The organism is Christiangramia echinicola DSM 19838, assembly GCF_000423065.1.
GTDB lineage: Bacteria > Bacteroidota > Bacteroidia > Flavobacteriales > Flavobacteriaceae > Christiangramia > Christiangramia echinicola.
Genome location: NZ_AUHG01000010.1, coordinates 833,180 through 858,464 on the forward strand (window position 1 = coordinate 833,180; position 25,285 = coordinate 858,464).

24 protein-coding genes are annotated in these 25,285 nt (G+C 38.0%); 13 read left to right on the top strand and 11 right to left on the bottom strand.

What is annotated here, in order from left to right:
- Window positions 1-49: 49 nt before the first annotated feature.
- The 7 genes from trmB to G530_RS0104425 all read left to right on the top strand — a co-directional run bounded on the left by trmB (window position 50) and on the right by G530_RS0104425 (window position 4,733).
- Window positions 50-724 (top strand): tRNA (guanosine(46)-N7)-methyltransferase TrmB, encoded by a 675-nt coding sequence (gene trmB, locus G530_RS0104395; RefSeq protein ID WP_026933375.1) that lies wholly within the window; start codon window positions 50-52, stop codon window positions 722-724.
- A gap of 7 nt (window positions 725-731) precedes the next feature.
- A complete protein-coding gene (locus G530_RS0104400; protein WP_026933376.1) occupies window positions 732-1,355 on the top strand; it encodes a LysE family translocator in 624 nt (207 codons plus the stop codon).
- A gap of 2 nt (window positions 1,356-1,357) precedes the next feature.
- Entirely contained in the window at window positions 1,358-1,699 is a 342-nt protein-coding gene (locus tag G530_RS0104405; RefSeq protein WP_026933377.1) for an MGMT family protein, read from the top strand.
- A 137-nt stretch (window positions 1,700-1,836) separates the two neighbouring features.
- Window positions 1,837-2,973, top strand: a complete 1,137-nt coding sequence (locus G530_RS0104410; RefSeq protein ID WP_026933378.1) for an Mrp/NBP35 family ATP-binding protein — start codon at window positions 1,837-1,839, stop codon at window positions 2,971-2,973.
- On the top strand, window positions 2,974-3,216 hold the full coding sequence (locus G530_RS0104415) for a NifU family protein (protein ID WP_026933379.1): 243 nt from the start codon (window positions 2,974-2,976) through the stop codon (window positions 3,214-3,216).
- A gap of 26 nt (window positions 3,217-3,242) precedes the next feature.
- Window positions 3,243-4,304, top strand: coding sequence for an NAD(P)/FAD-dependent oxidoreductase (locus G530_RS0104420; RefSeq protein ID WP_026933380.1), 1,062 nt, complete (start codon window positions 3,243-3,245; stop codon window positions 4,302-4,304).
- Between the two features lie 93 nt (window positions 4,305-4,397).
- Complete coding sequence (locus tag G530_RS0104425) at window positions 4,398-4,733, top strand: 2Fe-2S iron-sulfur cluster-binding protein (RefSeq protein ID WP_026933381.1); 336 nt, start codon at window positions 4,398-4,400, stop codon at window positions 4,731-4,733.
- 78 nt (window positions 4,734-4,811) lie between these two features.
- On the opposite strand, the gene G530_RS0104430 is transcribed toward G530_RS0104425, so the two are convergent.
- From G530_RS0104430 to rplM, 8 genes are all read right to left on the bottom strand, one after another.
- On the bottom strand, window positions 4,812-5,597 hold the full coding sequence (locus G530_RS0104430) for a DUF3050 domain-containing protein (protein ID WP_026933382.1): 786 nt from the start codon (window positions 5,595-5,597) through the stop codon (window positions 4,812-4,814).
- 297 nt (window positions 5,598-5,894) lie between these two features.
- Window positions 5,895-6,335, bottom strand: coding sequence for an SRPBCC domain-containing protein (locus tag G530_RS0104435; RefSeq protein ID WP_026933383.1), 441 nt, complete (start codon window positions 6,333-6,335; stop codon window positions 5,895-5,897).
- An 11-nt stretch (window positions 6,336-6,346) separates the two neighbouring features.
- A complete protein-coding gene (locus G530_RS0104440; protein ID WP_026933384.1) occupies window positions 6,347-7,522 on the bottom strand; it encodes an acyl-CoA dehydrogenase family protein in 1,176 nt (391 codons plus the stop codon).
- Between the two features lie 214 nt (window positions 7,523-7,736).
- On the bottom strand, window positions 7,737-8,459 hold the full coding sequence (locus G530_RS0104445; protein WP_026933385.1) for a tRNA1(Val) (adenine(37)-N6)-methyltransferase: 723 nt from the start codon (window positions 8,457-8,459) through the stop codon (window positions 7,737-7,739).
- Window positions 8,460-8,707: 248 nt separating this feature from the next.
- On the bottom strand, window positions 8,708-9,532 hold the full coding sequence (gene tsf / locus G530_RS0104450; protein WP_026933386.1) for a translation elongation factor Ts: 825 nt from the start codon (window positions 9,530-9,532) through the stop codon (window positions 8,708-8,710).
- An 89-nt stretch (window positions 9,533-9,621) separates the two neighbouring features.
- Window positions 9,622-10,518, bottom strand: coding sequence for a 30S ribosomal protein S2 (gene rpsB, locus G530_RS0104455; RefSeq protein ID WP_026933387.1), 897 nt, complete (start codon window positions 10,516-10,518; stop codon window positions 9,622-9,624).
- Between the two features lie 167 nt (window positions 10,519-10,685).
- The gene (rpsI, locus tag G530_RS0104460) at window positions 10,686-11,072 is read right to left on the bottom strand and encodes a 30S ribosomal protein S9 (RefSeq protein WP_026933388.1); all 387 of its coding nucleotides are present in this window, start codon (window positions 11,070-11,072) and stop codon (window positions 10,686-10,688) included.
- Window positions 11,072-11,527, bottom strand: coding sequence for a 50S ribosomal protein L13 (rplM, locus tag G530_RS0104465; RefSeq protein ID WP_026933389.1), 456 nt, complete (start codon window positions 11,525-11,527; stop codon window positions 11,072-11,074). Before rplM ends, rpsI begins: the two co-directional genes overlap by 1 nt.
- A 354-nt stretch (window positions 11,528-11,881) precedes the next feature.
- Here rplM and G530_RS0104470 point away from each other — a divergent pair, with 354 nt between their 5' ends.
- Both G530_RS0104470 and G530_RS0104475 read left to right on the top strand, forming a co-directional pair.
- The gene (locus G530_RS0104470) at window positions 11,882-12,457 is read left to right on the top strand and encodes a DUF5004 domain-containing protein (RefSeq protein WP_026933390.1); all 576 of its coding nucleotides are present in this window, start codon (window positions 11,882-11,884) and stop codon (window positions 12,455-12,457) included.
- Window positions 12,458-12,591: 134 nt separating this feature from the next.
- Window positions 12,592-15,249, top strand: a complete 2,658-nt coding sequence (locus G530_RS0104475; protein ID WP_035715773.1) for a DUF5916 domain-containing protein — start codon at window positions 12,592-12,594, stop codon at window positions 15,247-15,249.
- A gap of 19 nt (window positions 15,250-15,268) precedes the next feature.
- Here G530_RS0104475 and G530_RS0104480 read toward each other — a convergent pair whose 3' ends face one another.
- The 3 genes from G530_RS0104480 to G530_RS0104490 form a co-directional block, all read right to left on the bottom strand.
- Window positions 15,269-15,778 carry a DUF3124 domain-containing protein gene (locus tag G530_RS0104480; RefSeq protein ID WP_026933392.1) on the bottom strand — a complete coding sequence of 170 codons (510 nt, stop codon included), beginning with the start codon at window positions 15,776-15,778 and terminating at the stop codon, window positions 15,269-15,271.
- Between the two features lie 9 nt (window positions 15,779-15,787).
- Window positions 15,788-18,616, bottom strand: a complete 2,829-nt coding sequence (gene polA, locus G530_RS0104485; RefSeq protein ID WP_026933393.1) for a DNA polymerase I — start codon at window positions 18,614-18,616, stop codon at window positions 15,788-15,790.
- 81 nt (window positions 18,617-18,697) lie between these two features.
- Window positions 18,698-19,675 carry an isoaspartyl peptidase/L-asparaginase family protein gene (locus G530_RS0104490; RefSeq protein WP_026933394.1) on the bottom strand — a complete coding sequence of 326 codons (978 nt, stop codon included), beginning with the start codon at window positions 19,673-19,675 and terminating at the stop codon, window positions 18,698-18,700.
- A gap of 207 nt (window positions 19,676-19,882) precedes the next feature.
- On the opposite strand from G530_RS0104490, the gene G530_RS0104495 reads away from it, so the two are divergent.
- From G530_RS0104495 to G530_RS0104510, 4 genes are read left to right on the top strand one after another with little or no spacing between them, the layout of a single operon-like run.
- Window positions 19,883-21,364, top strand: coding sequence for a sodium:solute symporter family transporter (locus tag G530_RS0104495; RefSeq protein WP_026933395.1), 1,482 nt, complete (start codon window positions 19,883-19,885; stop codon window positions 21,362-21,364).
- Window positions 21,361-22,878: a class I adenylate-forming enzyme family protein gene (locus G530_RS0104500; RefSeq protein ID WP_026933396.1), complete on the top strand. Its 1,518-nt coding sequence runs from the start codon at window positions 21,361-21,363 to the stop codon at window positions 22,876-22,878. The genes G530_RS0104495 and G530_RS0104500 overlap by 4 nt, the downstream gene beginning before the upstream one ends.
- On the top strand, window positions 22,856-23,782 hold the full coding sequence (locus G530_RS0104505) for an alpha/beta fold hydrolase (RefSeq protein ID WP_051199679.1): 927 nt from the start codon (window positions 22,856-22,858) through the stop codon (window positions 23,780-23,782). The genes G530_RS0104500 and G530_RS0104505 overlap by 23 nt, the downstream gene beginning before the upstream one ends.
- Window positions 23,782-25,218, top strand: a complete 1,437-nt coding sequence (locus tag G530_RS0104510) for a hypothetical protein (protein WP_026933398.1) — start codon at window positions 23,782-23,784, stop codon at window positions 25,216-25,218. The genes G530_RS0104505 and G530_RS0104510 overlap by 1 nt, the downstream gene beginning before the upstream one ends.
- Window positions 25,219-25,285: the final 67 nt, after the last annotated feature.

Below are 25,285 nucleotides of genomic sequence, written 5' to 3' on the forward strand. Positions count from 1 at the left end.
ATCGGCAGGTGGTTGAATTTCTTTAATTTTGCCAAAATATTAAAATTTAGTGGGAAGTAAGAACAAACTCAGGCGCTTTAAAGAAAACGAGAAATTTGAAAATGTAATTCAGCCTTCAAGAGAGGAGCTTACAGATAATTTATTCGAATTAAAAGGAAAGTGGAGTCAGGAATTTTTTAAGAACGATAATCCTATTGTTCTGGAATTAGGCTGCGGAAAAGGTGAATATACTGTAGAGCTCGCCAGGCAAAATCCGGGTAAGAACTTTATAGGGATAGATATAAAAGGAGCGAGATTCTGGCGTGGAGCTAAAACGGCGATTGAAGAAGATCTTGAAAATGTAGCTTTTATTCGAACTCAAATTGAGCTTATTGAATACGTTTTTGCAGTGAACGAGGTTAGTGAGATCTGGATCACTTTTCCAGACCCGCAGATAAAATACAAAAGAACCAAGCATAGGTTGACGAATACAGAATTTCTTCAGCGATACAAAAGTATTCTAAAGGAAGATGGTTTCATGCACTTGAAAACAGATTCTGAATTCATGCATGGTTATACGCTGGGCCTTTTGCATGGGGAAGGACATGAGGTTCTATATGCGCATCACGATATTTATAAAAATGAATATTCTCCAAAGGAAGTAACAGGTATACAAACTTTCTATGAAAAACAGTATCTTGAAAAAGGAAAACCAATTACATATATTCAATTCAAGATAAAATAAGGGGGTATTGGAAGAAACAAAGCTTTTCCTGATCACATATTTAGCAGCATTTATTGGAGTGGTTCCACCTGGTTTGGTGAATATGACCGTGGCTAAAACCTGTGTGGAAAAAGGAAAAAAAAGCGGTCTTTACGTAGCTATAGGCGCGGGAATCGTAATCTTAATCCAGGCATTTATTGCAGTATTATTAGCTAAATATATTTTTGATCATCCTTTTGTGCGAAAGATGATTCTTCGTGGTGGTCTGGTAGTTTTTTGTATTCTGGCCATTTACTTTTTTATTAAAGCAAGACATAAAAAAGGGGTGAAGCATAACAAACAAAAGGCGAAAGCTCAAAGTTTATTCAAAGGGATGCTTATTGCAGCTCTAAACGTATTCCCAATACCTTATTTTGTTGCCATCGCAGGAGCTATGGATCTAAGTGGCGGAATGGATTATGACTGGTCACTTAATATTTCTTTTGCTCTAGCAGCCAGTATAGGTAGTTTTACTTCTCTTTATCTTTATGTAGAGTTATTTGATAAGATCGAAAAGAAAGCAGAATCCTTTGCAAAATACTCCAATTACTTCATGGCTGGATTAATGCTGGTTTTAATTGTTGTGGCTGTAGTTAGAATTTTAAATACCTAAAATTGAGCGATAATTCCGGATTTTTTGAGAGAGTGTATGAAGTATGCCGGAAGATTCCTGAAGGTAAAGTTACTTCATATGGAGCTATTGCAAAATACCTGGGTGCAGCAAGAAGTGCCAGAATGGTAGGTTGGGCGATGAATTCTTCTCATAACCTGGAAGATGTACCTGCGCATAGAGTTGTAAATAGAAATGGTGTGCTTACCGGGAAGCACCATTTTGGAGGCACAAATGCCATGCAACAACTGCTTGAAGAAGAGGGTGTGCAGATTAAAGAGCTCCAGATCCTTGATTTTAAAAAGCATTTCTGGGATCCCATGAAAGAACTTCCCCAGGAAATCTAGTACTTTCCAGCCTATAATTTCAGACTATTATTACATAGATCTAAATTGGCTAAATTCTTCGTATTCTTAGCTTTTCCAACTATATTTGCATTTAGAATCAGTCTATATAAGCTTAAGAATCTGATTAAAATTCATATATGAAATTAGACAGAAAAGAGATTTTAAAAGCCCTGGAAACCATATCTGTAGCAGGAGATGGAAGTAATATGGTTGAAAGCGGTGTTGTTCAGAATGTAATGACTTTTAGCGATGAGGTAGTGGTGGATCTTGTGTTAAGTACACCCGCACTTCATATTAAAAAAAGAGCTGAAGTGGATGTAATGAAAGTGATCCATGAAAAGGTTTATGAAAAAGCTAAGGTCAAAGTAAATATTAAAGTTCAGGCTCCAGAGAAAAAACAGCCTGAGATCAAGGGAAAAGCCATACCCGGAATTAAGAATATTATAGCCGTTGCTTCTGGAAAAGGAGGAGTAGGGAAATCAACCGTAACCTCTAATATTGCAGTTACCCTAGCGAAAATGGGCTTTAAAGTTGGTATTCTTGATGCCGATATTTATGGGCCATCTACACCAATGATGTTTGATGTAGAAGCTGAAAGACCACTTTCAGTAACCGTAAACGGGAAATCTAAAATGAAGCCGGTTGAGAATTACGGTGTTAAAATTCTATCTATCGGATTTTTCACTAAACCTAGTCAGGCTGTAGTATGGAGAGGACCAATGGCCGCTAAAGCCTTGAATCAAATGATCTTTGATGCAGATTGGGGAGAATTAGATTTTATGCTAATAGATCTTCCACCGGGAACTGGAGATATTCATCTTTCCATTATGCAGTCACTTCCTATTACCGGTTCTGTAATTGTAAGTACGCCTCAAAATGTTGCTTTAGCAGATGCCAAAAAAGGAGTAGCGATGTTCCAGCAGGAAAGTATTAATGTTCCAGTGCTTGGTATCGTTGAGAATATGGCCTACTTTACACCAGAGGAATTGCCAGATAACAAGTATTATATATTTGGGCAGGAAGGAGCAAAAAATCTTTCCGAAGATCTTAAGGTTCCATTCCTGGGGGAAATTCCATTGGTACAAAGTTTGAGAGAGTCTGGAGATATTGGTAGACCTGCAGCATTGCAAACTGCCACTCCGCTGGAATCTGCTTTTGAAGAGATCACCAGAAATATGGTACAGGAAACCGTAAATAGAAATAAAGATTTACCTCCAACCGAAGCGATCAAGATTACGACCATGGCAGGTTGTAGCGCTGTTAATAAAAAATAGATGACAAGCGAAGAAGTTAAAATTAATGTTGAAAAGGCATTGGCAGAGATACGTCCGTTTCTGGAAAGTGATGGAGGGAATATCTCTTTGGTTTCAATAGAGGATGATCGCCTGGTTAAAGTTCAGTTGGAAGGTGCGTGCGTTGGATGCACGGTTAACCAAATGACCTTAAAAAGCGGTGTTGAAATGACCATTAAGAAATATGTGCCTCAAATAGAACAGGTAGTAAATATTGAAAGATAGTAACTGCCTTTTAATTGAATTCAAACATGATTAAAACCGATATACTTATCATTGGTGCCGGTCCTACAGGCTTATTTGCCGTGTTTGAAGCCGGATTACTAAAATTAAAATGTCACCTAATAGACGCTCTTCCGCAACCCGGGGGGCAGTGTTCCGAAATTTACCCTAAGAAACCTATTTACGATATTCCCGGATTTCCGGAGGTATTGGCAGGGGAACTGGTAGATAACCTGATGGAGCAGATCAAGCCTTTTGAGCCTGGTTTTACTTTAGGAGAAAGAGCTGAAACAATAGATAAGCAGGAAGATGGGAGTTTTATAGTTACCACAAGTAAAGGAACAAAGCATCATGCTCCGGTAGTAGTAATTGCCGGCGGTCTGGGTAGTTTTGAACCAAGAAAACCGCCAATCCCTTCTATCAGGAATTACGAAGATAAAGGTGTTGCTTATATCATTCGAGATCCTGAAGTTTATAGAGATAAGAAAGTGGTAATTGCCGGTGGAGGAGATTCTGCATTAGACTGGAGTATTTTCCTGGCCGATGTTGCTTCAGAAGTTTCATTGGTGCATAGAAGAAAAGATTTCCGAGGAGCTTTAGATTCCGTAGAAAAAGTTGAAGAGCTGTCAAAAATAGGGAAGATCAATCTTATAACAGATGCTGAAGTTGTTGATCTGAAAGGTGAGGATGAGCTTGATTCTGTTTTGATTAGACATAAAGACGAAGCTAGAGGAGAAGAGCTGAAGGAAACAGATCACTTTATTCCTTTATTCGGACTTTCACCTAAGCTTGGACCTATAGGGAACTGGGGGCTTGAGATCGAAAAGAACGCAATTAAGGTTGATAATGCTTATGATTATCAAACCAATATTCCAGGAATCTATGCTATTGGAGATGTTAATACGTACAAAGGTAAGTTGAAACTGATCCTTTGTGGTTTCCATGAAGCTGCGATCATGTGTCAAAGCGCCTACCAACGCATTAATCCAGATAAGAAATACGTGATGAAATATACTACCGTGAGTGGTGTTAGCGGATTTGACGGAAGTAAGAAAGAGGCTAAAAAAGAAGTAGTAAAGAGTATTAATTAAAAAGTCGTCATCCTGTAGGACCTTGAGCGAAGGGTCAGGATCTTATGAGAAGCCGAATCGAGTTCAGCTTGACGAATTGATATTATTGATAAGATGTCTGACGTTAAAATAACAATTATAGATCGTGAAGGAGAGGCTCACACTGTAGACGCTCCAACAGATATGAACATGAACCTTATGGAAGTGATCCGTTCTTACGAACTGGCTCCTGAAGGTACTATTGGAATTTGTGGGGGAATGGCCATGTGCGCTTCCTGCCAGTGTTATATTCTGAATTTTGAACATATGTTACCCGAGAAGAGCTATGAAGAAGAAGATATGTTAGATCAGGCCTTTTTTGTAGAAGACAATAGTAGACTTAGTTGTCAGATCCCCATTACAGATGGTCTTGATGGCCTCGAAGTTCGAATCGCTGCCGCATCTGAATAAAATTAAAAAACCTGAACGTGAGTTCAGGTTTTTTAATTTTATATAGTCTTAAAGAGCGAAGCGAAGTAATCTTCTCCACTAAGCATATTCTATTCCAGTCTTTGCTTCAATTTCTTTCTCAATTCCAGTCCAGAGTTCAAGTCTGCTTTTCAAAGACTTTTCAGCAGTTAACTTTACGTCCTCCCATTTTCTTTCATCATTTCCGCAAAGATCTTCTACCATTTTAAAAGCCATTGGTCCATGTTCATCACCGTCTAATTCAATATGACGGTCAAAGTAGTATTTAAACAGGCTAAGATCATCTTCTGGAAAGTTCTGTTGCACTTTTTCAATGATAGAAGAAAACATATCCGGTATTAGCCCCTCACGCCCAAAAGTAAAGGCTGAAGCGATCTTATGAGGTTCTCTACTGTAGACCACTTCGAAAGTATGTTTTAGAAACTGCTTGATGCTGATAGGTAATTTGCTCGTAGCGATTATCAGAAAGATATCTGTACCATGAGAAACCTGCATTAAAAATTCCTCTATTTTCTTTTTGCTAGCGCCTGAAGTTTCCATGGCGTCAAGATACATTTCAAAATGACTTTGACGTTTTCCCTGCATGTTGATATCTGTTTCTTCTGCAAGCACGATCTCATTTATAAGATATCGTGTTTCAGGATCTCCAACAGGTAACCATGGATTGGTTGTTTTTGTTAGAATTTCCTGTAGTGCAGTTAAAAGTGACATAAAATCCCATACCGCAAAAACATGATGCTCCATAAAGATTTGAAGCTGTTCCGGAGTATTGATCTTTTTATATAAAGAATGATTTATTAGCTGGCTGGTTAGAGGTTCTAAACTTTCGTTTATCTCTTTGATCATAATCTTTTCAAATTTTCTGCAAAGGTAAAATGTGAAGGAGTATTTAGAAAATCTTAGAAGCTTTTTATGGCTTGTTTAACTCAGAAAATCAGCCTTTTGAGTTAAATTAAAAATATGGCTCATCATATTATGAATTACATAAATGTTATAGTGTTCTATTCAAATAAATCTAAAGATTATTTGCGAGTAGACGGCGTATCTGCTAAAAAGCCAAAACCATTGAAGAAAGAGTGCTGTGAAAAATTTAAAAAGGGCAAGCGTTGTAAACGTTGCCCTTGTTTTGATCTCTTGTAAATACTAACAATTTTCTTCGCAAACTTCTTTTAATTTCTGTAGTGCCTTTGGCCAGGTCTTATCGAAATAATCGAACCAGTCGTCTTCGGTATCCATTTCTACTTTTAGAACCGTAGAATTTCCTTTAGCTACAAAATAATAGTTCTCGTAAAAACTACCACCTTTAAATGGTATTTCTTTACCTTTTTGAAGCATAGCCAAATGTTGAATACTAATATATTTATTTGCTTCAACTTTTTTGATCTTGCTTAACATACCTTCCTTTTCTCCACTATCAGTAATGGTAAGAAATTTAATTTCACTGCCTTCTTCCCAGTTACCTTCGTAATGTGAACCTGGTGAAAAAATAGCCGTCCATTCTCTGTAATGTTTCTCGTTCAGCATAGTTGAGAAAACATTTTCCTGGGGGCATTTAATCTCAATTTGATAGTGAAGTCTTTTCATAATTACTGAAATTAAAAAGCTGCGTGTCCGGTAATATCCATTCCGGTAATTAGAAGATGAATATCGTGCGTACCTTCATAAGTAATAACACTCTCGAGGTTCATCATATGTCTCATGATGCTATATTCCCCTGTGATTCCCATTCCTCCAAGGATCTGTCTCGCTTCTCTGGCGATATTGATAGCCATTTCCACATTATTTCTTTTAGCCATAGAAATTTGTGCCGAAGTGGCTTTTCCCTGGTCTCTTAAAGTTCCCAGTCTCCAAGCCATTAACTGAGCCTTTGTGATCTCGGTGATCATCTCTGCAAGTTTTTTTTGCTGAAGCTGCTTCGAGGCAATTGGTACTCCAAACTGTTCTCTTTCCTTGGCATATCTCAATGCCGTATCATAACAGTCCATAGCAGCTCCAATTGCTCCCCATGCGATTCCGTAGCGAGCAGAGTCAAGACAGCCAAGTGGCGCTCCTAAACCAGATTTGTTCGGCATCAGGTTCTCCTTTGGTACTTTTACATTATCAAAGATCAATTCTCCAGTGGCACTGGCCCTTAGTGACCATTTGTTATGCGTTTCCGGAGTTGTGAAACCTTCCATTCCTCTTTCAACGATCAACCCGTGGATTCTTCCTTCTTCATTTTTTGCCCATACGATAGCGATATCTGCAAATGGAGAGTTTGAGATCCACATTTTCGCTCCATTCAATAGATAATGATCTCCTTTGTCTTTAAAATTTGTGGTCATCCCACCCGGATTAGAGCCATGATCTGGTTCGGTTAAACCAAAGCAACCAATAAATTCACCTGAAGCTAGTTTAGGGAGGAATTTCTTCTTCTGTTCTTCAGTTCCGTATTTAAAGATGGGATACATCACCAGGGAAGATTGAACCGATGCGGTAGATCTAATTCCACTATCGCCACGTTCAATTTCCTGCATGATCAAACCATATGATACTTGATCTAATCCAGCCCCACCATATTCTTCTGGGATATAAGGTCCAAAAGCACCTATTTCGGCAAGACCGTTTATAAGTTGTTTAGGGAATTTTGCATTTTGCGCCGCATCTTCGATAATAGGTGAAACCTCACGTTTTACCCATTCTCTGGTGGCGTCGCGAACCATTTTATGTTCTTCTGATAAAAGCTCGTCAATATTATAATAATCAGGAGCCTGAAATTGATCTGGTTTCATTTGTGTAGTGTTTCCAACAAATGTAACCAAGTCTTTTATGAGAAGCAATCTTTTTTACGGAGGCTTTAAATGGCTGATTTTTAATCCTGATGTGGTTCAGGAATTGAAAGTTTAAATCAAAACGTCACTTTGAACTTGATCCAGGGTCTTAAGATATATTGATAAATGTGAGATGCTGAATCAAGTTCAACATGACGTAGATTGGTAAAAAGAACTATAACTTTAGGTAAAAATCTTTAACTAGAGCTTTGAATTCTTCAGTATAATTGTGTCTTGAGATCTCTAAAACTAATTCATCGATTTCTGGTTCAGTTTCACTAAAACTAAAGCTGATAAGACTTCTTTTGATAGGCGCAGAGTCAGTTCCTTTAACTCTGGTGATCTTATAAGGAAATAATCCATGGTTTTTTCCAATATTAAGGGCATTGCGTTCCTCTGAAAATGGAATGATCATATCTAAGCGACCAGTTTCAGAAAGTAGGAGGGAAGCACCTTCGATTAATTCTGTCAATGGTAGTGCTTCGGCAAATCTTGCCTGGTCCCGGTTCTCGTTTCCTGTTTTATAGTCTTCAGAAAAGAAAGGCGGATTGGAAATAATAAGATCATATTTTTCTTCATCCTGCATTTCCTCTACAAATTCATCAAAGGCTGCATGATAACAGAAAAGTCGGTCGCCCCAATCACTCTTCTCAAAATTCTCTACAGATTGCTCATAGGCATTTTCTTCGATTTCTAGCGCATCTATAAGTTGGGCGTCAGATCTCTGAGCAAGCATTAAAGATATCAGACCGGTTCCTGTACCTATATCCAGAATACTATCGGGATTATGATCAAGTGAAGACCATGCTCCAAGAAGAACTCCGTCAGTACCAATTTTCATGGCACATCTATCCTGGTCTATGCTGAAGTGTTTGAATTTGAAAGGTTGGTTTGACATTTTGTAAAGATAAATAATAACTGGGTGAGGTCATCTCGACCAGAGGGAGAGATCTCTTATTAGCTGAATATTAAAAATGAGGTTTCTCAGTCGCTTTGCTTCATCGAAATGACTTAGCTCGTCATCCTGAACTTGCTTCAGGATCTCATGAGAAGCTGAATCTAGTTCAGCTTGACGATACAAAAATGTGAGTATAAAAAAAGAGGTTTTAAGTGAATAAAACCTCTTTTAAATATATTCAATAGTGATTATCCTAAAGCTACTCTTTCAAAGGCAACAACTTCAAGATCGTTGTCTACAGACTTAACGTACTGTGCAACGCTTTGCTTGTTGTCTTTAATGTATGCCTGGTGTACCAAAGTGTTGTCTTTGAAGAAACGCTGAAGTTTTCCCTGAGCGATCTTGTCTAACATGTTTTCTGGCTTTCCTTCTTCTCTCAAAGTATCTTTAGCGATCTCGATCTCTTTGTCTATCGTAGCCTGGTCAACACCATCTTCATTAAGTGCAACCGGGTTCATTGCAGCAGCCTGCATAGAAACGTTTTTCGCAGCTTCGTCAGCTCCGTCAACATTCTTAGAAAGGCCTGTAAGAACAGCGATCTTGTTTCCAGCGTGGATGTAAGATCCTACGAATGGAGCTTCCAGAGTTTTGAAAGCACCTATCTCGATCTTTTCACCGATAACACCTGTTTGCTCAGTAAGTTTGTCTTCAACAGTGATCCCTTTGTAATCTGCTTTTAAGAAATCTTCTTTAGAAGAATAGTTAAGTGCGATTTCAGCGAAATCATTAGCCATTTTGATGAAATCATCATTTTTCGCAACAAAGTCAGTCTCACAGTTAAGAGAAATAATAACTCCTCTAGAGTTATCTTTATTTACCTGTGCAATTGCAGCACCTTCAGAAGAATCTCTGTCGGCTCTCTTTGCAGCAACTTTCTGACCTTTCTTACGAAGCAATTCGATTGCAGCGTCAAAATCACCTTCAGCTTCAACTAATGCTTTCTTGCAGTCCATCATTCCTGCACCAGTAGCTTTTCTTAATTTATTTACTTCAGCGGCGGTTATCTTAGCCATAATATTGTTTTTTATTGAAAAAAGTCGTTTAGAAACTCACTGTAAAGAAAGAAACTAAACGACTTTTAGATTTTATGAAAACGTTATTTTTATTCTTCTTCGTTAGATGATTTTGCTTTGTCTAAAGTTTCACTTTTAGATTCTAGCTTTACATCTTTCTTAGCTTCTTTCATTGCCTTTTTGTCTTCGGCATCTTTAGAAGGAACTTCAGCTTTCTCCTTTGTTGCTTTTGGAGCTTTATCTGACTTCTCTTCTTTCGAAGCTTTTTCTTCTTTCTTCTTAGCAGGTTTATCAGATTTTCTTTCTGAAAGACCTTCTACGATAGAATCTGCAACGTAAGAAACAACTTTGCTAATAGATTTAGAAGCATCGTCGTTAGATGGAATTAGATAATCAACCTCACGTGGATCGGAGTTTGTATCTACCATCGCAAAAATTGGAATGTTTAGTTTTTGTGCTTCTTTGATCGCAATGTGCTCACGTGTAGTATCTACAACGAAAAGCGCAGCTGGAAGTCTTGACATGTCTGAGATAGAACCTAAGTTCTTTTCTAGCTTAGCTCTAAGACGATCTACCTGTAAACGTTCTTTCTTAGAAAGAGAGTTAAAAGTTCCGTCTTTCTTCATTCTATCAATAGAAGCCATTTTCTTAACAGCTTTACGAATAGTAACGAAGTTTGTAAGCATACCACCAGGCCAACGCTCTGTGATATAAGGCATGTTAGCCTTTTCAGCTTGTTCAGCAACGATCTCTTTCGCTTGTTTCTTTGTAGCTACGAAAAGGATCTTTCTTCCGCTTGCTGCGATCTTTGCAAGAGCATCACCTGCTTCCTGCATTTTAGCAGCACTTTTATATAAGTTGATGATGTGGATTCCGTTACGCTCCATATAGATATATGGGGCCATGTTCGGGTTCCAGCGTCTTGTTAAGTGTCCAAAATGAACACCAGCATCAAGTAATTCTTTTACTTCTACTTTGTTTGCCATTTTTGTAATAGTTTACGTTCTGTTGAGATAGCAACAACCAGGTGGCTACTTAATAAGTACGGCCCTGACCGTTTAGATGCTAAACTAACTTCTGCCCGGCATGAACAGAATAACAACAAAAAATTAATTTTTTTATGAACTCCCCGGAAAATATTCCGGTAATAATATTAACGTTTAGAGAACTGGAATTTCTTACGGGCTTTCTTCTGACCGAATTTCTTACGTTCTACCATACGTGGATCTCTTGTAAGAAGACCTTCTGGCTTAAGTACGCCATGGTTTTCTTCGTCTAGCGCCATCATAGCTCTTGATAATGCAAGACGGATCGCTTCAGCTTGTCCAGTGATACCACCACCGTATACGTTAATTTTAACGTCGAAGTTTCCTTCGTTTTCGGTTAGCATCAACGGCTGGTTTACTTTATATAAAAGTGTTCCAGTTGTGAAGTAATCTTTAAGGTCTTTCTTGTTTACGGTAATGTTTCCTTTTCCTTCTGAAACATATACACGGGCCACAGCTGTTTTTCTACGGCCAATTTTGTGAATTACCTCCATTACTTAACGTCGTTTAAGTTAATAGTTTTAGGTTTTTGAGCTTCGTGATCATGTTCAGATCCTACATAAACCTTTAAATTTCTGAATAGTTCTGCTCCAAGTTTGTTCTTAGGAAGCATCCCTTTAATTGACTTTTCGACTAGTCTCTCTGGATTTTTCTCGAAAAGTTCTGAAGCTGTCAGACTTCTTTGACCACCTGGATAACCCGTGTGACGGATGTACTCTTTAGAGTCCCATTTTTTTCCAGTTAAGTTGATTCCCTGCGCATTCAATACAATAACATTGTCTCCGCAATCAACATGTGGGGTGAAATTAGGCTTGTGCTTTCCTCTAAGTAGGTATGCTACTCTTGAAGCAAGACGACCTAAATTTTGTCCGTCAGCATCTACCACAACCCATTCTTTGGTTCTGGTGGCTTTGTTAGCCGATACTGTTTTGTAACTTAATGTGTCCACACCAATTGATTTTACTAATTATTAAACATTCCAATCCCATCTACCCGAATCTCAATCGGGAAAACAGGGGTGCAAATGTACAATTATAAATCTATATAGCAAATACCGAAAAGATTATTTTATTTGCTTTGAAGGGCTTGATTTTCAGTCAAATCTAAACTGTAAAAATTTTTGATGAAAATATTATAACTATATAAATAATCTAATAGGAGGTAAGAGTAATAATGAAAGTTTTTCTGCGTTTTACAATTCGGTAAGAAACGTTAAAAACCGATTAACGACAATATAAATGTTAATAAAGTCCTAAAAACAGAAGCTCGTATTTTAATTTTGTACCCTAAATATATATGCCCTATGAAAACGATTAACTTGTTTAAATGGAATACTTTCGTTAGTTTGAGCCTGCTGATTCTTCTAATGGCCAGCTGTAGTAAAGAAGAAGTGTCTGTGGACACTCACCTTAAAGTAAGTAATGCAACTGCAGTTAGTAAGAATGATATGATTGGTTACTGGGAACTTTCTGGTATGATGGCAGATACTGCTATCAATTTAAATGATGATGAAGTGTATAGCAGAAATCTTTTGGATGAAACCAGCTGTTTTAACACAATGAGTATAACATTTGATGAAGATGGCACGTTTATATCTAATAATGCCCAAATGACTTTTGAGTCTGGTTCTACCAATGATGAATTTTCCTGTTTGACAGATAGAGTGGATGCTGGTGATTGGGAAGTGAGCAATGATAGTTTAATTCTAAACGTAGAAATAAACAATACAACTTTTACCCACAAAAAGCTCATTAATCTGGAAACTAATAAGTTTTCATTAGATGTAACGAAAATTGAATCTAGTCAATATGTGAATGATCCTGGGAATACACAGGCTTCACCAATAAGAATTTTAGAAGTAGAGTATACTAAAGTATAGTGTACCTTTTCTAATTGTAGTTTTAGTGTTAGTTAGAAAACCTCACAAGCGTTAGTTTGTGAGGTTTTTTTATCAATAAAGCGTAACACTGTAAAAACTTTCTCGTCTTTTAATAGAACCATCAGTCAATTATAATGAAATTCATCAAATCAATTGTGCTATTATGTTTTATTTCGATTTCCATAAACCAGCTACATTCTCAATCTTCAGCAAAGGCAAAACCAGAATTAGATGTCAGTTTTGCCAAGAGAACCTATAATACTATTTCGGTTAAAGACCAGAAGCCTATTAAAATTGACGGAAATATTGAAGATGCTGCCTGGAATACGGTAGAGTGGACTTCAGATTTCATCGAATGGGAACCGGATAATAGCACTCCTCCAAGCCAACAGACTAAAATGAAGATTGTTTACGACGATAAGAATCTTTATGTAGCGTTTCGTTGCTATGAACCCGATCCTGAAAATATTGTTCAGAGAATGGGCAGGAGAGATGATTTTCCTGGGGACTGGATCGAACTTAATATTGATAGTTATAATGACGATCGTACTGCATTTTCATTTACAACATCGGTAAGTGGTGTTAAAGGGGATGAATTTGTATCTAACAATGGGAATAATTGGGATAGTAGCTGGAATCCCATCTGGTACGTGAAAACGAATATTGACGAAGAAGGCTGGACGGCTGAGCTTCGAATTCCATTAAGCCAGCTGCGTTTTAGTAGTGGGAAAGACCAGGTTTGGGGTATTCAGTCTACCAGGAGATACTTCAGTAAAGAGGAACGATCTACCTGGCAACCTATTCCGGCAAATCCTGCAGGTTGGGTAAGCTCTTTTGGGGAGCTTCATGGACTAAAAGACCTGAAACCTCAAAAGCAATTAGAAATCCAGCCGTATTCTGTCTCTAAATACAAAACTTATGAGGGAGAGGCGGGAAATCCTTTTCGAGATGGGAAAGAAGCAGAGTTAACTGCTGGACTGGATGCGAAAATTGGCATTACAAACGATCTTACTTTAGACCTAACTATAAATCCTGATTTCGGCCAGGTGGATGCCGATCCTGGAGCAGTGGCGCTGGATGGATTTGAGATATTTTTTCAGGAAAGAAGACCCTTTTTTGTAGAAAATAAGAATGTCTTCGATTACAGTTTTACAAATTCTCAGGATAATCTCTTCTTTTCCAGAAGGATTGGAAGGGCTCCGCAAAGACAGATTTATGCAGGTTCTGGTGTGGCTTATGTTGATCAACCGAACAATACGACAATTCTGGGCGCAGCAAAGTTCAGCGGTAAAACCGAAGATGGCTGGACCATCGGGGTGCTGGAATCTGTTACCGGTAAGGAGTATGCTCAGGTCATTTCAGAAGAAGGAGGAGAATCTGAAGCGATAGTAGAGCCACTAACGAATTATTTTGTGGGAAGAGTTCAAAAGGATTTCAATGAGAGGAATAGCTATGTAGGAACGATGTTTACAGCAACGCATAGGAATATTGAAGATGAGCTTTCATTTCTTCATACTCAAGCATTTTCGGGAGGGCTCGACTTTAAGCATAATTGGAAAGACAGAAATTATTATATAGAAGGAAATGCAGTATTGAGTCATGTGCGTGGTAGTAAGGAGGCTATTCTAAATACCCAGCAATCTATAGTTCATTTATTCCAAAGGGAAGGCGCAAAGCATGTAGAAGTAGATCCAAACAGAACTTCGCTTACCGGTACCGGAGGTAGATTTGAGATAGGAAAAGGAGGAGGTGGTAAATGGCGATATAACGCCGGCGGAAAATGGATCTCGCCAGAACTGGAAACAAATGATATCGGATTTTTACGTCAGGCAGATGATATTCGACAATATATAGGAATTAGAAGACTTTTTAATGAATCAACTAGTTGGTTTAGAAGAGCAAATATTGGTGTTGAACAAACAAGTGCATTTGATTTTGAAGGGAATTATAACAGGATACAATATGAAATTGGTGGGTTTATAAATTATAAGAATAACTGGTGGAGTGAAGCAGGAGCCGCACATAAACCGAGGATTTTTGTAAATTCATTTTTACGGGGTGGGCCAAGATGGAGATATAATGAAGAAAATTTCTGGTATTTGTTTTCCGGAACAGATCAACGTAAAAAATTGAGCTTCAAGGCAGGTTATGTACATTCCCAGGCAAAACAGGATGCTTTTGGTCTAAGGAGATATGTAGTTGGAGCAAAATATCAACCCTTAAATTCCTTAAATCTTTCTTTAGACTTAGAATATGAGCAAAATCCTAGTAAAACTCAATATATAACTGAACGAACTTTCAGTGATAATACACGATATATTCTTGGAGAGATCGATGCAGAAAGTTTGAGTGCCACACTAAGAGTGAACTATAGTATAAACCCGAATTTATCTATTCAATATTACGGCCAACCATTTATTTTTAAAGCCGATTATTCAAATCTGAATTATGTGAACGATCCTGTGGCAAAAGATCTGAATACGCGAATAACCTATTATGATGATGAGCAGATTAGCTTCGAAAACGATTCTTATTTAATAGATGAAAATCAAAATGGTATAATGGATTATTCTTTAGGAAATCCAGATTTTGTCCATGTGCAATTTCGTTCGAATCTGGTAGCCCGTTGGGAATACATTCCCGGATCTGAAATTTTCTTTGTGTGGTCTCAGGGGGTTAATGGAGCTGGGGATGTGAGCGATAGCTTTAGCGGAATTGTAGATACCCAGTTATTCAGGCAGAAACCTCAGAACACCTTTTTAATAAAGGCGACTTATAGATTTATATTGTAGTGATATAAGGGAGTTCGTCTTACTCAATGCGGACTCCTTTACTGGTAAAAGACAAACCTTGTTGTCCCGAAGTGGAGATCATCACGCCCTCAAATAATGGTTCAGCAATAGAGTCTTTAACCGACCATTCAAAAATAAAATTGGCTCCGGTTCCTCCTTCAACATCGGTTTCATCAACCACGATTTCTACAGTTTCCATAGGAGCGATATAAATTGGGTGATCAAAATAGGTGCGTATCGCCTTTCCTTTAGTATTGAAATATTCAGCCTTGTCAATATAGATAGTATCATCTGCATTGATATTCCTCATGCTCACGGTAGTAGTAAGATTGTGCGTTCTATGCTCGGTCTGGCTGTAGATTGCTGAATAGACAGAAAGATAGGATCTGCCCTTCTCCAGGGAATCTGTCACAGAACTTTCTACACCCCTGGTTTCCCAGTCAATCGGGTCATAGGAACTGATGGATTTTTGATCTTCACAAGCCGCGAGTAGACCAATTATAAGTGTGACGAAAATTCCCTTTTTCATAGTGTCAAATTAATGGGCTTCCAGCCAGTTTTCACCAATTCCAAGATCTACATCTAGAGGAACTTCCAGTTTATATGCACTTTCCATTTCAGATTTTATCATTTCCTGGACCTTTTCCAATTCATCTTTATGGGCGTCGAAAACCAATTCATCATGTACCTGAAGCAACATTTTGGTCTTGTAATTTTCGTCCTTCAATTTTTTATGAATGTTGATCATTGCAAGCTTAATGATGTCTGCAGCACTTCCCTGGATAGGTGCATTTACAGCATTACGTTCTGCGGCACCGCGAACTACCTGATTTCGGGAATTGATATCTTTTAAATATCTTCTTCTGCCTAAAACTGTTGAAACATAACCATGTTCCCTGGCGAATTCCACCTGGTCTGCAATGAAATTGCTCAGTTTGGGATAAGTCTTGTAATAAGTATCGATCAGTTCTTTTGATTCACTTCTGGAAAGTGAAGTCTGGTTGCTTAATCCGAAAGCAGAAACTCCATATATGATCCCGAAATTTACCGTTTTCGCGTTGCTTCTCTGCTCACGGGTCACTTCTTCTAAAGGCACATTGAAAACTTTCGCCGCGGTAGAAGCATGGATATCTTCACCATTCTGGAAAGCCTTGATCATATTTTCCTCATTACTTAGTGCCGCAATGATCCTAAGTTCTATCTGCGAATAATCGGCAGCGAGTAAGACGTAATTCTCATCTCTTGGAACAAAAGCTTTTCTAACCTGTCGTCCTCGTTCTGTTCTAATAGGAATATTCTGAAGATTAGGATTATTCGAGCTTAGTCTTCCCGTCGCAGCGGTGGTTTGTACGTAATCTGTATGAACTCTACCCGTAGTTTTTTCTACCTGGTTAGGCAATGCATCAACATAAGTATTCTGAAGTTTTACCAATCCGCGATAATCAAGCACGTGACGAACTATATCGTGCTCATCTGCCAGGACTGAAAGTACATCTTCGCTGGTTGAATATTGTCCTGTTTTGGTTTTCTTAGGTTTCTTGGATAATTCCATTTTTTCAAACAAAATGATCCCTAATTGCTTTGGAGAACTTATTAGAAATTCTTCCCCCGCAGCTTCATATATTTTCGCTTCCAGGTCTTTTATGTCTGAAGCTAAAGCAGCAGATAAAGACTTTAAGTATTCTTCATCGAGATTGATCCCTTCCAGTTCCATATCTGCAAGGACTCTAACCAGTGGAATTTCAATTTCATTGAATAGTTTCCTCGTTTCAGCCTCGTCCAGTTCCTTTTCAAATAAATTCTTAAGCTGAAAAGTGATATCCGCATCTTCTGCAGCATATTCGGTTAGCTTTTCAAGAGGGACATCTCTCATGCTCCCCTGATTTTTACCTTTTTTACCGATCAATTCTGAAATTGGCTGAGGGGTATAGTTCAGGTAAGTTTCAGATAGTACATCCATATTATGGCGCATATCGGGGTTAATAAGGTAATGCGCGATCATAGTATCGAATAACGGTCCTTTTACCTTTATCCTATATTTATCCAGAACTTCAATATCATATTTAAGGTTCTGACCTATTTTTTCAATCGTATCATTTTCGAAGAATTCTCTTAATTCTTCTATGATTTTTTGAGCTTCCTCCCTGTCTTCCGGGAATGGTATATAAAAACCTTTGCCAGCTTCCCAGGAAAAAGCAATTCCAACCAATTCCGCCTCCAGTGTATTCAGGCTTGTCGTTTCAGTATCAAAACATACACTTTTTTGTTTAAGAAGCTTTTCTGCAAAAAGGTTCCTGGCCATTTCAGTGCTTAATGACTGATAGAAGTGAGGTGTGTCTGTAAGATTCGTTCGGGAAGAGGTCCTTTCGATCTCTTCGCTGTCACCTCCAAATAATGAGAATTGACCGGCTCCGGCAGTTGCCTGGGCATTACTCCTGGCAGAAGGAGAATTTGAAACCTGTGTTGGTTGAGCTTCCTCTTCTCCACTAAATAATTTTATAAATTGATCTTTTAGTCTTCTAAATTCGAGATCTTCAAAAATCGCCTGAACCTTATCTCCGTCAGGCCTTGAAAGTTCATAATCTTCCGCATGAAACTTTACATCACAGTCTATAAAAATAGTGGCGAGTTTTTTAGAAAGCCTTCCTAACTCTGCATTCTCGATCACCTTCTCTTTCATTTTGCCTTTTAGGTCCTCTGTATTAGCCAGAAGACCTTCCATGCTGCCATATTTTTTAATGAATTTTTTAGCTGTTTTTTCTCCTACTCCCGGGAGTCCAGGTATATTATCTACAGAATCTCCCATCATTCCCAGAAAGTCGATCACCTGTTCGGGTCTTTCTACTTCGAATTTTTTCTGAACTTCAGGAATTCCCCAGATTTCGATTCCGTTGCCCATTCTCGCCGGGCGATACATGAAAATATTTTCAGAAACCAGCTGGGCAAAATCTTTATCTGGAGTAACCATATAAACTTTGTAATTCTCCTTTTCAGCCTGCTTTGCTAAGGTTCCAATGATGTCATCGGCTTCCATACCCGCACATTCCACAACCGGAATATGCATCGCTTTCAGAATATCCTGGATAATAGGAATTGCCTCCCTGATTGGTTCTGGTGTTTCATCTCTATTCGCCTTATAATCTGAAAACATTTCAGTACGCTCTTTACTACCATCTTTATCGAAGCATACTGCTAAATGATCCGGTTTTTCTCTTCGAATTACATCAAATAGGGAATTGGTGAAACCCATGATCGCGGAAGTATTAAAACCTTTGGAATTGATCCTTGGGTTCTTGATAAAAGCGTAATAACCACGAAAAATTAAAGCGTATGCGTCTAATAAAAAAAGGCGTTTTTGATCGGCCATTGGAAATGTTTAAATATAAAAATGAGATTATTTCAAAACTACGAAGATAAAATTACTCTTGCTTAAAGTAGCACTGGATAATTATGAATCTAAATAGGATTTGCTTGGGTTATCAGTACTTTCTCCCTCATAAAATTTAGCGTAACTAAATCCCTTATGGATACAATATAAACCTATCTCTCCTTTTTTATTCAAAGCGATATATGCTACCTGGAAATCTTTATAGTTTGCAGCTGTTCTAACAGTTCTCATAACTGCTTCTTCACAAGCTTCCTGGGGAGATTTTCCCTGTCTCATTAATTCCACGATAAGAAAACTTCCTACACTTTTCATGATAGCTTCACCCATTCCTGTACCTACAGCACCGCCTACTTCATTATCCAGAAACAATCCGGCACCAATAATGGGGGAATCTCCAACCCGGCCATTGATCTTATAAGAAAGTCCGGAAGTGGTACAGGCTCCAGCAATATCGCCTTTTGAATCTAAACAAAGCATCCCGATGGTATCGTGATTTTCAATATTTATGATAGGTTTGTATTCTTTATGTTCCAGCCATTTTTTCCAGGCCTTTTCCGATTCTTCAGTGAGTAAATTTTTTCTTTTAAATCCCTGCTGAATCGCAAATTGTAGCGCACCTTCTCCAGCAAGCATAACATGTGGAGTTTCTTCCATTACTTTCCGGGCAACCGAAACCGGATGTTCAATTTCTTTTAGGTAAACTACAGATCCGGCATTTCCATCTGGTGACATGATACAGGCGTCCAGGGTTACATTCCCATCCCTGTCTGGTGCACCGCCATTTCCAACTGTTGTATTTTTAAGGTTTGCTTCTTCAACCATTACACCTTTTTCTACCGCATCAAGTGCAGTAGCGCCTCTGGCAAGTTCGGCACCAGCCATTTTAGTTGCATTCTGGAAATTCCAGGTTGCGACGGCAACCGGATATTTGTTGATCATATTCAATTCGATTAATAAGGGTTTTGAGAAAATTGATGGAGTAGCGCTTAAAGCAACTCCGGCAATCCCGGTATTTTTTATAAAGTTTCTACGTTTCATAACCGACTATCTTAGCCTTGCCATAAATGTATTAAAAGACTTTTGAATCCTAGTAAATTAATAAGTCACACTTATTGAAAGTCTTATTATCAAAGAGGAGATATTTATAAAAATATATAAATCTCTTAAGTCGTACTTTATATTTCCTAAAATGATGTTAATTCGTAAATACAGAATCCTAAATTCACGTTTTGTAATTAATCATATATGTTCGCCTCAGAAACCTGGAGTCTTTACGTCACCATTTTATTAGTTGTTTATGCTCTGGTCATTCTTTTTTTTGTGATCAGGGGGAATCTAAAAACGAAGAATATTGATGATTTTGCTTTAGGGAGTAATGGCTTTCCTGCATGGACGGTTGGATTAAGTCTGGCTGCTTCTATGACAAGTGCAGCAACTTTTATAATCAATCCCGGGTTTATAGCATTATATGGTTTCGCAGGGATAATTTCCTTCGGGATCGTGATGCCTATAGCTATTTTCGCCTCTCTCATATTTTTTACCAAAGCCTTTCAGAAACATGGTTCCACAGTAAAGGCCTTAACCATGGCGCAATGGATCGGGAAAAGGTATGACTCAAAAGGCCTAACTATATTCTTTGCAATATTATCTTTATTGCTCATCACTTTTATAGTTCTGATTTGTGTTGGTCTTACCCAGATAATTTCCAAGTCTTTGAATCTAGAACCATTTTACGTTTTAATGGGATTAATCACTTTTGTTTTTGGATATACCATGTTTGGGGGAGCCAATTCTATGGTCTATACTAACACGGTACAGGCGATCATCATGTTTGTGGTTGCCGTGATACTATTAGCTTCAGGTTCAGAATATTTTTCTAATGGATTTGATGGTTTTGTTAACCTTCTAAATGAAATTGACCCAAATCTTACCCAAACCACCAATCCAGATAGTTTTTTATTTAGAGATTATTTTGAAATAATCGTTTGCCAGATCATTATTGGTATCGCTATAGTTTGTCAGCCTCATATTATTACTAAAACCCTTTTCCTTAGAAGCGAAAAGGCGATCAATCAATATCTCACCGTCGCAATAGTTTGCATGAGCGTTTTCTTCCTTGTGGTAGTTGTGGGGTTATACGCAAGGATTACATTTCCTGATCTTAGCTTTGACGGAACTGCTCTGAAAATGGACGAATTGGTTTCAGCCTATGTAGTAAAGACATTTACTGCTGGAGTAGGAGTGATCATCGTTGCTGGATTGATTTCTGCGGGTCTTTCTACTTTAGAAGCCTTGATCCAGTCATTATCCACTACGATCACTACAGATCTCATTGCTCCTTTAAGTAAGCAAGAAAACTTCAATCAGGTAGGGCTTAATAAGATCGTGATCATTTTGCTGGCCATTGTAAGTTTCTTTTTGAGCTATGACCAGATCATAGATCCTAACGTTAGCGTTGCTATATTCGCTCAGAATGGAGTTTACGCCTATTTTGCGGCTGCTTTTGTGCCGGTTTTGTTCGGAATATATTTTAAAAAGGTCAGTAAGAATGCCGTGTTCATCGCAAGTTTTTCGGCGGTAGCGCTTCATTTTATAATTTACTACGGAAGAATAACTCCGTATATGCAAGAGCCAGTAAATAACCCGGGAGTCTCTGCCGCGATCGCGGTAGTGGCATCCTTTATTATTGGTAATTCTCTATATTTAATCAGTAGAAAGAAAGCATGAATTATTTCGATTGGATTGGAAAATGGTCTGTATACACCCCCGATAAAAAAGCGGTGGCGTCTGTAGATTCAGGTTTAGCTTATACTTATAAAGAGCTGAATGATCTTTCAATTCAGGTAGAGAGCCACTTAAAGAACGAGTACTCGATCGAAAAGGATGATCGTATAGCAGTATTGGCAGCACACTCCCCGGAGTATTTAATATTGTTTATTGCAGCTCAAAGAATGGGAGCTATCCTGGTTCCGCTGAACTATCGAGCTTCAGTTTCAGAACTTGAATATTGCATCAAGGATACGGAACCTGCTTTAGTGATATTTGAAAAAGATTTTCAGAAGAAAGTTCAGGCGACAAAAGATAATATATTCTTCAATGAAGTAGAAATTGAAGATATTATAATGGAATCTTTAAAACTAAAAGTAGAAGCTATACCGGTTGAAATCGAGCCAGAACAACCTGTTTTTATTTTCTATACTTCCGGAACTACCGGAAAACCAAAAGGGGTTTTATATACTAACCGAATGTTATTCTGGAATAGTTTGAATACTTCGGTTCAACTGGAGATCACTTCTGCAGATTTCACTTTAAATGCATTGCCATCGTATCACACTTCCGGATGGAATGTTTTGTTGTTACCTATGTTGCATCGAGGGGCTAGAGTTGATTTCTTAAAAGCCTTTAAGCCTAAAAAGGTGCTGAATTACATTCAAAATAATTCCATAAGCCTGTTTCTGGCAATTCCAACGATGCTTAGAATGATGGCAAAACATCAGGCTTTTGAAAACTTCAAAGCTCCAGATCTCAAATATATTGTGGTTGGAGGGGAGGATCTTTCCATTCCGCTGATCGATAAATGGGCAGAGAAAGGTATTCTTTTAAGACAGGGCTATGGCCTTACCGAAGCAGGACCATGCATTACTTCACTACACCATCATGATGCCTTATGGAAAAAGGGATCTATAGGGAAACCTAATTTTTATGTCGATTATAAGATCATAAACGAAGAAGGAACAGAAGTAGAGGCTCATGAGCATGGAGAATTATGCCTGAGAGGAAATATTGTAACTCCCGGATATTGGAATAATTCGGCTTACACTCTTGAAAAGCTCAAGGATGGTTGGTTCCATACTGGCGATATAGTAAAAATGGATTCAGAAGGCTTCATTTATATGGTTGGCAGAAAGAATCAGATGTTCATTTCTGGTGGAGAGAATATTTATCCTTTAGAAATAGAAAATGTGCTTTTGAAAAAGAATTTTGTGAAGGAAGCCGCGATCGTAGGTATAAATGATGAAAATTGGGGAGAAGTTGGGGTCGCTTTTCTGGTCGGGAATATTAAGGATCTAAATAACGAGCAACTTCGGGAGCAGCTTAAACATTATCTGGCATCTTATAAGATCCCGAGACATATCGTTTTTCTGGATTCCCTTCCCAAATCTGGCATTGGAAAAATTGACCGGAAAAAATTAAAGAAAATGTATAAGCTTATTCAAAATGAAAAAAGGAATATTATTTAGTCTGTTCAGTATAGTAATAACCGGCTTAACAGCTCAGCATAATATCAGTGAAATAGTAACCTACGATCTGCCTGTGAAAACCATAAATATAAAATCAGAATCTATCGCTTATACCGATAATGGCAGGGGTGAGAAAACATTATTATTCGTGCATGGTTTATCTAGTAACCTGGATTCCTGGAAGAAGAATTTTGAAGATCTAGCTACAGATTATCGTTGTATAGCTATAGACCTGCCGGGTTACGGACAATCTTCCCGCAGTAAGACCAATTATAGTTTAGCTGAATATGCCGATATTTTAAATGCTCTGGCGGAAAAAATGGAGCTGGAAAATGTTATTCTCATTGGTCATTCCTTGGGTGGGCAAATAGCTATGCATTCAGTTTTAAAATATCCTGAAGCTTACGAAAAACTTATCCTTATCGCTCCTGCCGGAATTGAAACCTTTACAGAGCAGGAAGCTACGGTCATGAAAACTGCTTATACTCCTGCAATGGTGGTGAATGCCTCAGATGAGCAGGTGTTAGCGAATTACAAGATGAATTTTCATTCTTTTCCTGAGGATGCCCAGGCTATGGTAGATGACAGGATCAAAATGAAATCTGCTGAGGATTTTCCCGCTTATGCAGAAACCGTTGTGAATAATATTCATGCGATGCTGGAAGAACCGGTGATCCATGAGATCAAGAATATTGAAATTCCTGTTCTAATGATCTTCGGAAAGAATGATATGCTGATTCCGAATAAATATTTTCATCCTTCAGAAAGTATTGAAAGTTTGATCGAAACTTCTGAAGAGAAATTTCAGGATCTGGAAGTCAAAATTATAGATGAAGCCGGACATTTTGTAAATTTTGAAAAGGCTGAAAAAGTAAACGGGGAGATCAGGGATTTTCTGAACTAATGAAATCTAAACTTAAAATATTCACCGATTTTTCTGAAGGGGTTTTACCCCATGAGGCTTCCTTTCTTCAGAAGGAGAACAGGATTAGGGATGATGAAAAAGAGGAGATCCTGAATAAAGTCTGTAGAAATGCCGAGCGCTTTTTTACTTCAGAAGAATTTGACGAAGAAATTGATAAGCGTAAATATACCTATATCAAAAAATGGATCTCGCAAAAGCTTGAAAGAGCAGATGTTGATGCTCATCTGGAATATCTCAGCTTTATAGAAAAACAGGTATTGACAGATACCATAACATCGGCTGAAGAAAAGGAATTGCTGGAATATATCCATGTGTATGATCATACTTCCTTTTACTTTCAGAAATTCTATGAGCTGGTTCGGGAATATCAGGATTACCTATTAGTGCGATTCCGGTATCAGGATTGTGAGATTACGGAAGCATTTTTGAAGCAAAACCAGAAATATTACCAAAGGTCTTTGGAGGTAAAAGACGAGATCTTTCATGCTACCAAAGATCTTACCCGCCAATATACCTCTCAAAAGATCAATACCAAGCATTGGGAGTCCAGGCTTCTGGAATATTTATATGACAATAAGCTAGACGGACGCAATAAATATCACGCATTTATAAGGCTGGTCTTTCTTTATTTTAACTATAAGGAATATGAGAAGGCGCGGGAGGTATTCGATTATATAGATGAATGTTTTAAGGATGGATTGATGTATTCCCGGCGTGTACTTTTTAATTATTACGCGAATCGGGTAATCCTGCATTCTAATCTAAAAGACCTGGACCAGGCCGAATATTATGCCCATTTATCGGTAAAACAGGATAACAGTGATAAACTTTTTTATCTGAACAATCTTGTGGCAATTCTTCTGAAAAAAGATAAGAATAAGGAAGCACTGGATTTGCTGGCAGAAAATTATAAACTTTTTAAAAGCTCTTTTAATCATCACCAAAAGCTTGGATTTGCCACACATTATCTGCGCACGTTGGTAAGAAATAAGCGTATCAATATTGCTGAAACTTTTGCGAAGAACTTCCTTTACGAGAACCGTAAGAATGTTTTTGAACATCGCTGGAGCCGGTTCTTTTCAAATTATCTCATGCTTTTAACTACAGCTGAAAAACCTGTAGAGGTAATAAAACTCACCAAAAAGTATAACCTCTTAGAGCGAGAAACAGAGGAATTGGGTAAAGAAAACCTGATCCCGAAAATTCACTGGTATTACCATCTTGCTAATTATCTAAATGGGCAGTATTCTGAAGATAAATTTTTCGAAAAAATGATTCAAAGTATTGAGGCTTCTAACCTGAATTCAGAGGGGGTACGGGCTTTAAGTGAGTTTATAGACCGACTGTCTTTCACTCTTCCAGGGTTCTTTTCAAAACTAAAGTCGCACTTTAATGAGAACGCCCTTTATTCCTAAAGTTTCGGAAAAATTTGATCGATTATTCATTTAATTAAAATCACGGTCATACTTCACAATCTTTCTT